The sequence below is a fragment of the Streptomyces sp. NBC_01166 genome (assembly GCF_045039765.1).
Lineage (GTDB): Bacteria > Actinomycetota > Actinomycetes > Streptomycetales > Streptomycetaceae > Streptomyces.
Window position 1 is genome coordinate 4,295,895 of the sequence record NZ_CP108613.1, and the last position, 12,852, is coordinate 4,308,746.

Annotated in this window: 13 protein-coding genes; 9 read left to right on the forward strand and 4 right to left on the reverse strand. The window is 66.8% G+C overall.

Going from position 1 to position 12,852, the window contains the following annotated elements:
• Positions 1-111: 111 nt before the first annotated feature.
• Positions 112-1,242: a DNA polymerase III subunit beta gene (dnaN, locus tag OG379_RS19690; protein ID WP_393763641.1), complete on the reverse strand. Its 1,131-nt coding sequence runs from the start codon at positions 1,240-1,242 to the stop codon at positions 112-114.
• Between the two features lie 980 nt (positions 1,243-2,222).
• Positions 2,223-4,007 (reverse strand): chromosomal replication initiator protein DnaA, encoded by a 1,785-nt coding sequence (gene dnaA, locus OG379_RS19695; RefSeq protein WP_405664506.1) that lies wholly within the window; start codon positions 4,005-4,007, stop codon positions 2,223-2,225.
• 380 nt (positions 4,008-4,387) lie between these two features.
• Here dnaA and rpmH point away from each other — a divergent pair, with 380 nt between their 5' ends.
• From rpmH to OG379_RS19740, 9 genes are all read left to right on the forward strand, one after another.
• Entirely contained in the window at positions 4,388-4,525 is a 138-nt protein-coding gene (gene rpmH, locus OG379_RS19700; RefSeq protein ID WP_003967884.1) for a 50S ribosomal protein L34, read from the forward strand.
• A 19-nt stretch (positions 4,526-4,544) separates the two neighbouring features.
• On the forward strand, positions 4,545-4,916 hold the full coding sequence (gene rnpA / locus OG379_RS19705) for a ribonuclease P protein component (RefSeq protein ID WP_362927528.1): 372 nt from the start codon (positions 4,545-4,547) through the stop codon (positions 4,914-4,916).
• Entirely contained in the window at positions 4,913-5,272 is a 360-nt protein-coding gene (gene yidD / locus OG379_RS19710; RefSeq protein WP_078850490.1) for a membrane protein insertion efficiency factor YidD, read from the forward strand. The genes rnpA and yidD overlap by 4 nt, the downstream gene beginning before the upstream one ends.
• Positions 5,273-5,275: 3 nt before the next feature.
• A complete protein-coding gene (gene yidC / locus OG379_RS19715) occupies positions 5,276-6,544 on the forward strand; it encodes a membrane protein insertase YidC (protein ID WP_405664509.1) in 1,269 nt (422 codons plus the stop codon).
• A 14-nt stretch (positions 6,545-6,558) separates the two neighbouring features.
• Positions 6,559-7,068 (forward strand): protein jag, encoded by a 510-nt coding sequence (locus OG379_RS19720; protein WP_393763648.1) that lies wholly within the window; start codon positions 6,559-6,561, stop codon positions 7,066-7,068.
• A gap of 100 nt (positions 7,069-7,168) precedes the next feature.
• Entirely contained in the window at positions 7,169-7,885 is a 717-nt protein-coding gene (gene rsmG / locus OG379_RS19725) for a 16S rRNA (guanine(527)-N(7))-methyltransferase RsmG (protein WP_329230755.1), read from the forward strand.
• 304 nt (positions 7,886-8,189) lie between these two features.
• The gene (locus OG379_RS19730) at positions 8,190-9,284 is read left to right on the forward strand and encodes a ParA family protein (RefSeq protein WP_104787405.1); all 1,095 of its coding nucleotides are present in this window, start codon (positions 8,190-8,192) and stop codon (positions 9,282-9,284) included.
• A complete protein-coding gene (locus OG379_RS19735) occupies positions 9,281-10,381 on the forward strand; it encodes a ParB/RepB/Spo0J family partition protein (protein ID WP_405664511.1) in 1,101 nt (366 codons plus the stop codon). Before OG379_RS19730 ends, OG379_RS19735 begins: the two co-directional genes overlap by 4 nt.
• 306 nt (positions 10,382-10,687) lie before the next feature.
• Positions 10,688-11,305, forward strand: a complete 618-nt coding sequence (locus OG379_RS19740) for a GNAT family N-acetyltransferase (RefSeq protein ID WP_405664513.1) — start codon at positions 10,688-10,690, stop codon at positions 11,303-11,305.
• A 113-nt stretch (positions 11,306-11,418) separates the two neighbouring features.
• On the opposite strand, the gene trxA is transcribed toward OG379_RS19740, so the two are convergent.
• On the reverse strand, positions 11,419-11,754 hold the full coding sequence (gene trxA, locus OG379_RS19745) for a thioredoxin (protein WP_362927534.1): 336 nt from the start codon (positions 11,752-11,754) through the stop codon (positions 11,419-11,421).
• Between the two features lie 45 nt (positions 11,755-11,799).
• Positions 11,800-12,771 (reverse strand): thioredoxin-disulfide reductase, encoded by a 972-nt coding sequence (trxB, locus tag OG379_RS19750; protein ID WP_104787411.1) that lies wholly within the window; start codon positions 12,769-12,771, stop codon positions 11,800-11,802.
• Positions 12,772-12,852: the final 81 nt, after the last annotated feature.

Sequence of the window (12,852 nt, forward strand, 5' to 3'; positions counted from 1 at the left end):
CAGGACCGAGCCTACGCCCGGCCGGGACAGCACGGCGGGGTGCAGCACGGAGGGCCCGCTCTGCGCTGAGCCTGCCCGCCGGAAACTGCCATGACAGGGACGACCGCCGGATCAGCCGGAGAGGCGGACCGGCATGATCAGGTACTTGTACGCGGCGTCGGCCTCGGCGTCGACGGCCGGCCGGCCGCTGAGCAGGGCGGGCTTGGTCGACGTCGTGAAGGAGAGCTGCGCGACCGGGGAGTCGATCGCGCTGAGCCCGTCCAGCAGGAAGGTCGGGTTGAAGGCGATCGAGATGTCGTCGCCCTCCAGCACGGCGTCGACGCGCTCCACAGCCTGTGCGTCGTCACTGGAACCGGCCTCGAGGATGAGCACACCCTGCTCGAAGCTGAGGCGCACCGGGGTGTTGCGCTCGGCGACGAGCGCCACACGCTTGACGGCCTCGACGAACGGGGCGGTCTCGATGACCGCGACCGAGTTGAACTCGGTGGGGAAGAGCGTCCGGTACTTCGGGAGGTCGCCCTCGAGCAGTCGCGTGGTCGTACGGCGGCCGGCGCCCTCGAAACCGATGAGCCCTTCGCCCGCACCCGAGCCGGACAGCGCCAGCGTCACCGTGTCACCGCTGGTCAGGGCCTTGGCGGTGTCCAGGAGCGTCTTGGCGGGCACCAGGGCCACCGCGGAGGCGTCGGGGTTCTCCGGCTTCCACAGGAACTCGCGGACCGCGAAGCGGTAGCGGTCGGTCGACGCGAGGGTGACGGTGTCGCCCTCGATCTCGATCCGGACGCCGGTGAGGACGGGCAGGGTGTCGTCGCGGCCGGCCGCGATGGCGACCTGGGCCGCCGCGGAGGCGAAGACCTCACCGGGGACTGTGCCCGTGGCGGTCGGCATCTGCGGCAGGGCCGGGTACTCCTCCACAGGCAGTGTGTGGAGTGTGAACCGCGAGGAGCCGCAGACCACCGTGGCGCGCACCCCGTCGGTGGAGATCTCCACCGGCCTGTTCGGCAGAGCGCGGCAGATGTCGGCGAGCAGGCGGCCGGAGACGAGCACCGTGCCGTCCTCCTCGATCTCGGCGTCCACCGAGACCTTGGCCGAGACCTCGTAGTCGAAGCTCGAGAAGCTGAGGGCTCCGTCCTCAGCCTTCAGCAGAAGGCCCGCGAGAACGGGCGCCGGCGGACGGGCCGGGAGGCTACGGGCCACCCAGGCCACCGCCTCCGCGAGTACATCGCGCTCCACCCGGATCTTCACCGGAACCGCCTCCTGCTGTTGCTCGCTCGCCCTGCTGGCCTTCGTCGTCTTGTCGGGGCCTCCCTGCCCAAGGGCTGGGGCAGGCCGCCGGGGTCCAGTCTGACGTACGGCACCGACACTCGTTGCTGCTCGGGGTCAAGTCGCACCAAGAGGTTGGCGGAGCTCGCCACTCAAGTTGTGCACAGGCCCCACTTCGAAGCGGATTCCTGGCTAACTCTGGGTGGTAGTAGTAGTAGGCCCTGTGGAAACCGTGGATAACGTCGTTTTCGCAGGTCAGGGGCCATTTTTTGTCCACCGACCCTGTGGGCGGCGCCGGTGGACAACCAGGCGCTTCTGTGGACACGCGAAAGTTCTGCACACCCGATGCACAGGGCGAGGTGACTTCTCCCCAGGGCTGTCCCCAGCTTTACCCACGTTCCCCACAGCTCAATCAAGGGTCCTCGTGTGACGCCTTTCACTCTCGGCAGTGAAAGCGGGTGTCGGGTTGCCGAACAGTGGACAGGGGTGTGGAGAAGCTGGGGACAACAGGGCCCTGCCTGTGGGCTGCCGGTGGACAACATCATCGGGGCCCTGTGGACGAAATCTCTGTCCACAGGCTGTGGATCATCGTTGACCACAAATCCCCAGGCATGTGACCTGGCCTGATGGAGTATCGACAGCAGACCCTGTGGACGCAATATGGACAACTTCGCAGTCCCCAGGCTGTGGACGCCGGATTCCTCGTACTTCTGTGGAGAAGCGCTGGTCCGGGGCCCGTATTCGAACACTTCAGAGGGTCAGAGGCGTTTCGGATGCCATGGACCGGGGCCGGATCGCGTGCGCGGAGTGGCCCCGAAGGCCGTCCCCGGGATGCCACACGCCGGATTCTGGAGCCCTCTCCCAGCAGCCCATGACGAAGAAGGGCGCCCCACGAGGACGTCGTACGGTCCTCGTGGGGCGCCCAGGGCGCGCGGTGCGGCGGTCCGGACGCAGGCGGCTCGTCAGCCGTTCTTGATGCGGTTGGTGAGCTCGGTGACCTGGTTGTAGATGGAGCGGCGCTCCGCCATCAGAGCCCGGATCTTCCGGTCGGCGTGCATCACCGTGGTGTGGTCCCGCCCGCCGAACTGTGCGCCGATCTTGGGCAGGGAGAGATCCGTCAACTCACGGCAGAGATACATGGCGATCTGGCGTGCCGTCACCAGCACCCGGCTGCGCGACGATCCGCAGAGGTCCTCGACCGTCAGGCCGAAGTAGTCCGCCGTCGCCGCCATGATCGCCGGCGCGGTGATCTCGGGCGCCGAGTCCTCCCCGCCGGGGATCAGGTCCTTCAGCACGATCTCGGTCAGACCGAGGTCCACAGGCTGCCGGTTGAGGCTGGCGAACGCCGTCACCCGGATCAGCGCGCCCTCCAGTTCGCGGATGTTGCGCGAGATGCGGGACGCGATGAACTCCAGTACCTCCGGCGGCGCGTTGAGCTGCTCCTGCACCGCTTTCTTACGGAGGATCGCGATCCGCGTCTCCAGCTCCGGCGGCTGCACATCGGTGGTGAGGCCCCACTCGAACCGGTTGCGGAGCCGGTCCTCCAGCGTCACCAGCTGCTTGGGCGGCCGGTCGGAGGAGAGCACGATCTGCTTGTTGGCGTTGTGCAGCGTGTTGAAGGTGTGGAAGAACTCCTCCTGCGTCGACTCCTTGCTCGCGAGGAACTGGATGTCGTCGACCAGCAGGATGTCCACGTCGCGGTACCGCTTGCGGAAGGTGTCGCCCTTGCCGTCACGGATCGAGTTGATGAACTCGTTGGTGAACTCCTCGGAGCTCACGTACCGCACCCGGGTGCCCGGGTAGAGGCTCCGCGCGTAGTGCCCGATGGCGTGCAGCAGGTGGGTCTTGCCCAGCCCCGACTCCCCGTAGATGAAGAGGGGGTTGTACGCCTTCGCGGGTGCCTCGGCGACCGCGACCGCGGCCGCGTGCGCGAAGCGGTTCGACGCCCCGATCACGAAGGTGTCGAAGAGGTACTTCGGATTCAGCCGGGCGTGCGGCTCACCGGTCCCGGGCGGGGGTGCGGACTGCGTGCCCATGTGGCCGCCGCCGGCCCTTCCGGTCCCGGGGCCGCCCTGGCGGTGCTGGGGCTGCTGATCCTGCAGCTCGTGGCGGTCGCGGCTGTCCCGCTGCTGCTCGTAACCCTGATGCTCCGGCGGCTGCGGGCGGTAGTCGTGCTGCGGCTGCTGGGGGCGCGGGCTCGCGTACGGGTCGCGGTCCTGGTAGCCGCCGTGCCGGGGCTGCCAGGAGAGGTCGTCCTGGACCCGGGGCCAGGCGCCGGGCTCGGGGCGGTGCTGCTGGTAGTCCGGATAGGCGGGGCGGGCCGTCGGCATGCCGTCGTCGGAGGACCTGGGGCCGTAGCTGTCGTACCCGTCGTTGCGCGAGGGCTCGTCGTGCTGCGGTCCCTGGTAGCGGTGGGACTGCTGCCCTTGGTGGGGCTGGTGCATCGGGGGCGCCGGCGGCGCGGGGGGCTCGCCCGCGGAATCGTCGACGGTGATCGCGATCCGGATCGGCCGTCCGCACTCACGGGTGAGCGTCTCGCTGATCAGCGGGGCGAGCCGGCCCTCCAGGACGCGCTTGCCCCACTCGTTGGGTACGGCCAGCAGCGCGGTGTCGGCGACGAGTGCCAGGGGCTGGCAGCGCTCGATCCACTGCTTGTCCTTCGGCTCGATGCCCTGCTGGCCCTCCCCGAGGAGTTGTTCCAGCACTCGCGGCCACACTGCGGCAAGATCGGCAGGTACGTCAGCCACAAGGCACGCTCTCTCGCATGTCCCACGAATGTGTACTTCTCGGGACGGATGGGTCGGGTCGGGTGAGGCCCGGCAGGCAGGAAGGAAAGGAACCGGAGTTCAGCCACGGTAGTCAGGCCGACCCGCGCGGTTCAAGTTGTTGTCCACAGCCTGTGTACAGCAGGGGGTGGTGCGAGGCCGGTTTGACCGGATGGCGTAGCCGCGCGTACCGTGACCAGGTCGAGTTGTCGATGGCTGCTGCCGCCTGCCTCCGATGGGCAAACATCACGATCTGTGATTGTGAAGCGGTGCACTAAGGCGTTTACGCGAGTTCCTCGTGGGCGCACGGTGACAGCCAGGCGATGTCCCGCCAACACACGAATCATTTCTGGAGCCCCCGAGTGAGCAAGCGCACCTTCCAGCCGAACAACCGTCGTCGCGCCAAGACCCATGGCTTCCGGCTGCGTATGCGTACCCGTGCCGGCCGCGCGATTCTCGCGAACCGCCGTGGCAAGGGCCGCAGCAGCCTGTCCGCCTGATCGCTAACAGGTCCATGACGTGCTGCCTACCGAGAATCGGCTGAGGCGGCGCGAGGACTTCGCGACCGCGGTACGACGAGGACGCCGAGCCGGGCGTCCGCTACTCGTCGTGCACCTACGCAGCGGTGTTACGGACCCGCACGTGACAGGGGAGAGTGTTCCCCCGCCACGTGCGGGTTTCGTTGTCAGCAAAGCAGTGGGAGGAGCAGTCGTCCGCACCGCGGTGAAGCGGAAGCTTCGCCATCTGGTCCGCGATCGGCTTGCTCAGCTGCCCCCCGGTAGCCTTGTTGTCGTACGAGCGTTGCCCGGATCGGGTGACGCCGACCATGCACAGCTGGCCCGAGACCTGGACGCCGCCCTTCAGCGGCTGCTGGGAGGGGGTGCGCGATGAAGTACCCGCTGCTGGCTCTCATCAAGCTGTATCAGTGGACGATCAGCCCGCTCCTCGGGCCCGTCTGCCGCTACTACCCGTCGTGTTCCCACTATGGATATACGGCGATCGACCGGCACGGTGCGATCAAGGGAACAGCGCTGACCGCATGGCGCATCCTGCGTTGCAATCCGTGGTCACCCGGCGGCGTGGATCACGTACCGCCACGCAAACGTCCGCGTTGGCACGAAATGCTGCGCAGCTGTGTGCGTGGCGGCAAGGGCGGGGACTCCGCCGCCGATGTGCCTTCCGGGGGGTCGGTCTCCGAACCCCTGAGCCCGGCCACAGAGACCTCGCCCAAAGCTCAAGGAGCCTGATTAGTGGACACGATTGCCAGTCTGTTCAGCTTTATCACCACACCTGTTTCGTGGGTCATCGTCCAGTTCCACAAGCTCTACGGAGCGCTGTTCGGCGATGACACGGGGTGGGCCTGGGGCCTGTCCATCGTGTCCCTGGTGGTCCTGATCCGGATCTGTCTGATCCCGCTTTTCGTCAAGCAGATCAAGTCGACCCGGAACATGCAGGTGCTCCAGCCGAAGATGAAGGCGATCCAGGAGCGCTACAAGAACGACAAACAGCGTCAGTCCGAAGAGATGATGAAGCTGTACAAGGAGACGGGTACCAACCCGCTCTCCTCGTGCCTTCCGATCCTGGCGCAGTCCCCGTTCTTCTTCGCCCTGTACCACGTGCTCTCGGCCATCGCCTCGGGCAAGACGATCGGTGTCATCGACCAGCCCCTGCTGGACAGTGCCCGTCAGGCACACATCTTCGGCGCTCCACTGGCCGCGAAGTTCATGGACAGCGAGGAGAAGGTGCAGGCGCTCGGCGCCTCCCTGACCGACGTCCGTGTCGTGACCGCGATCATGATCGTGATGATGTCCGCGTCGCAGTTCTTCACGCAGCGCCAGCTGATGACGAAGAACGTGGACCTGACGGTGAAGACCCCGTACATGCAGCAGCAGAAGATGCTGATGTACATCTTCCCGCTGATCTTCGCCGTCATGGGCATCAACTTCCCCGTCGGTGTCCTCGTGTACTGGCTGACCACCAACGTCTGGACCATGGGTCAGCAGATGTACGTGATCAACCAGAACCCGACTCCGGGCAGCAAGGCGCAGGACCAGTATCTGAACCGTGTGCTGAAGAGCGTGACCGCACATGGTGAGGTGCGTGGCCGGACGCGGCGCAACACCGTCAAGCGGATCGTGGCCAAGGGTCCCGACCGCAACGACATCGAGCGCAAGTTCATCACCGGTCTGGGCAAGCTCGGCCTCGCGGCCCAGGAGGACGGGACGGTCGCGAAGAGCGAAGCCGCCGTTCTCGAGGCCGAGGGTGGTGCTGCGCCCAAGCGGCAGCAGCCCAAGCGCCAGACCAAGGCGAAGCGCCACACCGCCGCCACGCATCCCGGCACGGACAAGGGGACCGGCTCCACAGGCTCGGAATCCAAGACCTCGCTGGAGAAGCAGGACGCACCGCAGGACGACAAGCCGAAGCCGGCGGCCAATCGCGCCGCGTCCGGCTCCTCACGCCAAGCCAAGTCCGGACAGCGCAAGGGCCCGCAGCGGCCCAAGCACCCGTCCAAGAAGTAAGAAGGAGTCCATCCGTGACGGAAGGCACCACCACCACGGCCGCTGAGGGCAGCGACACTCTGACCCGCCTCGAGCAGGAAGGGGAGATCGCGGCTGACTACCTCGAAGGCCTGCTCGACATCGCCGACCTCGACGGTGACATCGACATGGACGTGGAGGCGGACCGGGCCGCGGTCTCGATCATCAGCGACTCGGCGCGTGATCTGCAGAAGCTTGTGGGCCGCGATGGTGAGGTGCTGGAGGCGCTCCAGGAGCTGACGCGCCTGGCCGTTCACCGCGAGACCGGTGACCGCAGCCGCCTGATGCTGGACATCGGCGGTTTCCGTGCCAAGAAGCGTGAGGTCCTGGCCGCCCTCGGCGCCAAGGCCGCGGATGAGGTCAAGAGCTCGGGCGAGCCGGTGAAGCTCGAGCCGATGACGCCGTTCGAGCGCAAGGTCGTGCACGACGCGATCGCGGCCGCAGGTCTGCGCAGCGAGTCCGAGGGCGAGGAGCCCCAGCGCTTCGTCGTCGTTCTCCCGGCCTGACCGGATCCTTGTACTGTCGGCCCCGTCTGTTCGCAGGCGGGGCCGATCTTTGTCAGCCTGATAGTCAGCGTGCTAGAGCGGTACGGAAGGACGGTCCCCCGTGACGGAGGAAGCAGAGCTCCCTCAGGCGCCCAAGGAGGCGCAGGCGGTATTCGGTGAGTTCTTCCCAGAGGCTGTCAGGTATGCGGAGCTCCTCGCGGACGCGGGCGTCAAGCGCGGGCTGATCGGCCCGCGCGAGGTGCCGCGCCTGTGGGAACGCCACCTGCTGAACTGCGCGGTGCTCTCCGAAGTGGTTCCCGAGGGTGTCACGGTCTGCGACGTGGGTTCGGGGGCCGGGCTCCCCGGTATCCCGCTCGCATTGGTACGACCCGACCTCAAGATCACGCTGCTGGAGCCGCTGCTGAGGCGCACGAATTTCCTTCAGGAGGTCGTCGAGCTCCTGGGCCTGGATCATGTGACGGTCGTCCGCGGCCGGGCCGAGGAAGTGCTGGGGACCCTTCAGCCGGTTCACGTGGTGACGGCCCGGGCGGTCGCCCCGCTCGACAGGCTCGCCGGTTGGGGAGTGCCCTTGCTGCGCCCCTACGGAGAGATGCTGGCGCTCAAGGGGGGCACGGCTGAGGAAGAGATCCAGGGGGCTCGGGCAGCTCTCAGCAAGCTCGGAGTGGTGGAGACCGAGGTACTGCAGGTCGGTGAGGGCTTGGTCGATCCTGCGTCCACGGTGGTGCGCGTGGTGGTCGGAGAGAGTCCGGGCGGTGTGAGGTTCGCCGCAAAGCGGGCCAAGGCGGCACGGGTGGGCCGGACGCGACGACGCCGATGAGCGCGGGCTGGGCGACGGTCCGGCGATCCTGATTTGCTGCCTTTGGTGAACTTCTTGCCTTTTTGCACTGATGCTCCATGAAAGCAGCGATATGTGCAGCCTGCGGAGTGTCGGGGGCCCGCCACTGTGCTGCACAGGCATCGTGTTTCACGTGAAACGTCGCTCTCTGCTGCAGGGAATCATCGGTCGCGGTCGTGCGGCTGCCGCGCCGCGCGACCGCAAGCCCCTACGGGCTACCGAGTTGTCCACAGAACCGGATTCATCCACAGAAGAGTCGGCCTCGCTGGTTCACGACCCCGAAAGCATGGCAGGCTCTGTTCATTGCGAGCCTGAAGTCGAGGAGAGTGAATCCTTGCGGTCCGACGCCAACATCGCGGGACCGATGACCGATCCGGTCCCCGGTCCCCGTACCGAGTCCCTGGGGGACGGTGTTTCACGTGAAACACCTCCGCCGATGGACGACACACCCATTGGTCGTGCGGCTCAGCTGGCGGTCGAGGCCCTCGGCCGCGCCGGCGAGGGGCTGCCACGACCTGACCGGACACGCGTCATGGTCGTGGCCAACCAGAAGGGCGGTGTGGGGAAGACGACCTCGACGGTCAACCTCGCCGCTTCGCTCGCGCTGCACGGCGCGCGCGTCCTGGTGGTGGACCTCGATCCGCAGGGGAACGCCTCCACGGCTCTGGGGATCGACCATCACGCGGAAGTTCCCTCCATCTACGACGTACTGGTGGAGAGCATGCCGCTCTCCGAGGTGGTTCAGCCGGTCCCGGACGTCGAAGGCCTCTTCTGTGCGCCGGCGACCATCGATCTCGCCGGTGCGGAGATCGAGCTGGTATCGCTGGTGGCGCGGGAGAGCCGGCTGCAGCGGGCCATCCAGGCGTATGACCAGCCGCTGGACTACATCCTCATCGACTGCCCGCCCTCACTCGGTTTGCTGACGGTCAACGCGCTCGTGGCCGGAGCAGAGGTGCTCATCCCGATTCAGTGCGAGTACTACGCACTGGAGGGTCTCGGGCAGTTGCTTCGCAACGTCGACTTGGTTCGGGGGCATTTGAACCCCGATCTCCACGTCTCGACGATCCTGCTCACCATGTACGACGGCAGGACCAGGCTTGCTTCACAGGTCGCGGAGGAGGTGCGCAGCCACTTCGGCAAGGAGGTCCTGCGGACCAGCATCCCGCGTTCGGTGCGCATCTCGGAGGCGCCCAGCTACGGGCAGACCGTCCTTACATACGATCCGGGCTCCAGCGGATCCCTGTCCTACCTCGAGGCGGCCCGCGAGATCGCGCTGAGAGGCGTCGGAGTGCATTACGAGGCCCAGCACGCACCGGCGGGCGAGCCTGCCCACACGGGCGTCCAGAACAGTCAGCAGAGTCATTCGGAGGGCATGCAGTGAGTGAGCGTCGTAGAGGGCTGGGGCGTGGGCTCGGTGCGCTGATTCCCGCAGCCCCGCAGGAGAAGCAGGTCGCGAGCCCTGCTTCCGGTACGAATGCTGGGGGCTCGTCGTCCATCCTGACCGCTGAGCGTGGAGTGGCTGCCGCGAAACTGGCGGGGCTGCCGTCCGGCTCGTTGGTCCCGGAGCCGAGTTCTCCCGTCGGCGAGCAGGAGCCCGCCACCGAGCAGACCGACTCGGCCGGGGCGTACTTCGCTGAGATCCCCCTGCCTTTGATCACGCCCAACCCCAGACAGCCTCGCGAGGTCTTCGACGAGGATGCTCTTGCCGAGCTGGTCACCTCCATCAAGGAGGTCGGTCTCCTCCAGCCCGTCGTCGTACGCAAGGTCGACGAGGACCGCTACGAGCTCATCATGGGTGAACGCCGTTGGAGGGCGTGCGGCGAAGCCGGTCTGGAACGCATCCCGGCCATCGTTCGCGCGACCGACGACGAGAAGCTGCTGCTTGACGCACTCCTGGAGAACCTGCACCGGGCTCAGCTGAATCCCTTGGAGGAGGCGGCGGCGTACGACCAGCTGCTGAGGGACTTCAAGTGCACGCATGATCAACTGGCGGACCGGATCGGCCGGTCCCGTCCGCAGGTGTCGAACACGCTCCGTCTGCTGCGGCTCTCCCCGCCGGTGCAGCGCAGGGTCGCGGCGGGAGTCCTCTCGGCCGGCCACGCGAGGGCCTTGCTTTCGGTGGACGACTCCGATGAGCAGGACCGGCTGGCGCACCGCATCGTGGCCGAGGGGCTGTCGGTGCGTGCGGTCGAGGAGATCGTGAACCTTCTGGGTTCCGAGCCGACGAGTTCCGCGAAGCCTCGGGGGCCCAGGGCCGGGGGCCGGGTCTCACCGGCTCTGACCGACCTTGCCTCCCGCCTCTCCGACCGGTTCGAGACGCGGGTGAAGGTCGACCTCGGGCAGAAGAAGGGGAAGATCGTCGTCGAGTTCGCCTCGATGGAGGATCTGGACCGCATTCTCGGCAGCCTTGCTCCGGGCGAGGGACGGGTGCTGGAGCGCAACATCGAGGATGAGCAGGCCGAGGCCGACGAGGCCTGAGCCGGCAGGACAGTCGAGGGCGGGTGGGGCTCCGGGAAGTTCTCCGGATCTCGGCCCGCCCTTTGCCGTCTCTCGGTATCCCCATCACCTCTGGGTGGATACGATGCGTTCTGGTATGGCGTATCCACCACCGTGATCCACCTCAGAGGAGGCGGGGGCCGTGCGATCAGTGAATCGCAGCCACCTGGTGACAGTCGGTTTGGGGCTTGGTGCTGTCGGGGGGTTCGTCGGCAGCCTGTTCCGAGAACGGAGTGCGCTGGCATCCGCACGTGATGCGGCGGGCGAAGGAAGTGAGGAACCGCCTACATGGGGAGACGGCTCGTACCGCTCACACTGGACAACCTTCCGGATCTCCCCAGGCGCTGCCGCTCGTGTGTCTTCTGGGAACTTGATCCGGTCAGCGGGGAAGCTGCGGTAAAGGCGGGCAGGCCCGAACTCGAGAAGGAAGCGTGGATCTCCGCCGTGCTGCTGGAGTGGGGATCCTGTGGCCGGGTCGTCTACGTGGACGATGTCGCTGTTGGCTTCGTTCTCTACGCGCCGCCTGCGTACGTCCCTCGTTCCACGGCGTTTCCCACCAGCCCTGTCTCCCCCGATGCCGTGCAGCTGATGACCGCGTTTATCGTGCCGGGCTTCCAGGGACAAGGGCTGGGGCGCGTGATGGTGCAGACGGTCGCCAAGGACTTGCTACGACGTGGCTTCAAAGCGATCGAGGCCTTTGGCGACGCCCGCTGGAAGGAGCCGGCGTGTGTGCTGCCCGCAGATCACCTGCTGGCGGTCGGCTTCAAGACGGTGCGCCCTCATCCTGTGCATCCACGGCTGAGGCTTGAGCTGCGTACGACGCTCTCCTGGAAGGAAGACGTCGAGCTGGCGCTGGACAGACTGCTGGGTGCCGTACAGAAGGAGCCGGCGCTGCGCCCCCTCTGACTATGAGGGATCCACTCTGTTCCTGTGGAGCACGCCGAACGAACCGAGCATGCAGAACGGGCCCACCCCGAGGGGTAGGCCCGTTTCACGTGAAACAGTCAGACGCTACTTCACTACTTCTGGACGATGAAGCCCTCGAGGTCGCGGAGAATCGCGGCCTTCGGCTTGGCGCCGACGATGGTCTTGGCGACCTCGCCACCCTGGTACACGTTCAGCGTGGGGATCGACATCACGCCGTACTTCGCCGCGGTGGCCGGGTTCTCGTCGATGTTGAGCTTGACGATCTCGATCTCATCGCCGTGCTCAGCCGCAATGGCCTCCAGTGAAGGCGCGATCTGGCGGCACGGGCCGCACCAGGCGGCCCAGAAGTCCACCAGCACGGGCTTGTCGTTCTTCAGGACGTCCTCGTCGAAGGAGTCGTCGGTCACGTTCTTCAGGGCGCCGGCCACGGCGGCCTCCTTAACTTCGCGGGGTGTGGGGTTCGGGGGATGCAGTCAGACTGCCGGGGTCTTCTCCGGCTCGGCGAGCTGCTCGTCGGAGAGCGCGGCGAGGAAGCGCTCGGCGTCGAGGGCGGCCGAACAGCCGGTACCGGCTGCTGTGATGGCCTGTCGGTATGTGTGGTCGACGACGTCGCCGGCGCCGAAGACACCCTTCAGGTTGGTGCGCGTCGAGGGAGCCTCGACCTTGAGGTAGCCCTCGTCGTCAAGGTCGAGCTGGCCCTTGAAGAGCTCCGTGCGGGGGTCGTGGCCGACAGCGATGAACAGGCCGGTCACCGGAAGCTCGGAGGTCTCACCGGTCTTGGTGTTGCGCAGGGTGAGGCTGGAGAGCTTCTGGTCCCCGTGGACCGTGGCCACTTCGCTGTCCCACGCGAACTTGATCTTCGGGTCGGCGAAGGCGCGCTCCTGCATCGCCTTCGAGGCGCGCAGGGAGTCGCGGCGGTGCACGATCGTGACGGACTTGGCGAACCGGGAGAGGAAGGTCGCCTCTTCCATGGCGGTGTCGCCGCCACCGACCACGGCGATGTCCTGGTCCTTGAAGAAGAAGCCATCGCAGGTCGCGCACCAGGAGACGCCGCGTCCGGAGAGCGCGTCCTCGTTGGGCAGACCGAGCTTGCGGTGCTGGGATCCCGTGGTGACGATGACGGCCTTGGCGCGGTGCACCGTGCCTGCGGTGTCAGTGACGGTCTTGACGTCACCGGAGAGGTCGACGGAGACGACATCGTCGGGGATGAGCTCGGCGCCGAAGCGCTCCGCCTGGGCGCGCATGTTGTCCATGAGCTCAGGGCCCATGATTCCGTCCTGGAAGCCCGGGAAGTTCTCCACGTCGGTGGTGTTCATCAGTGCACCGCCGGCGGTGACGGCGCCCTCGAACACCAGCGGCTTCAGCGACGCGCGAGCGGTGTACAGGGCGGCGGTGTAACCAGCCGGCCCGGAGCCGATGATGATCACATTACGGACGTCGCTCACGGGTTCTTCCTCGTCTCTGCAGACTGCCTACTGGGGTCGGTTCCACGACTCTCACCCCACCCAACGGATCCTACGGGGCAT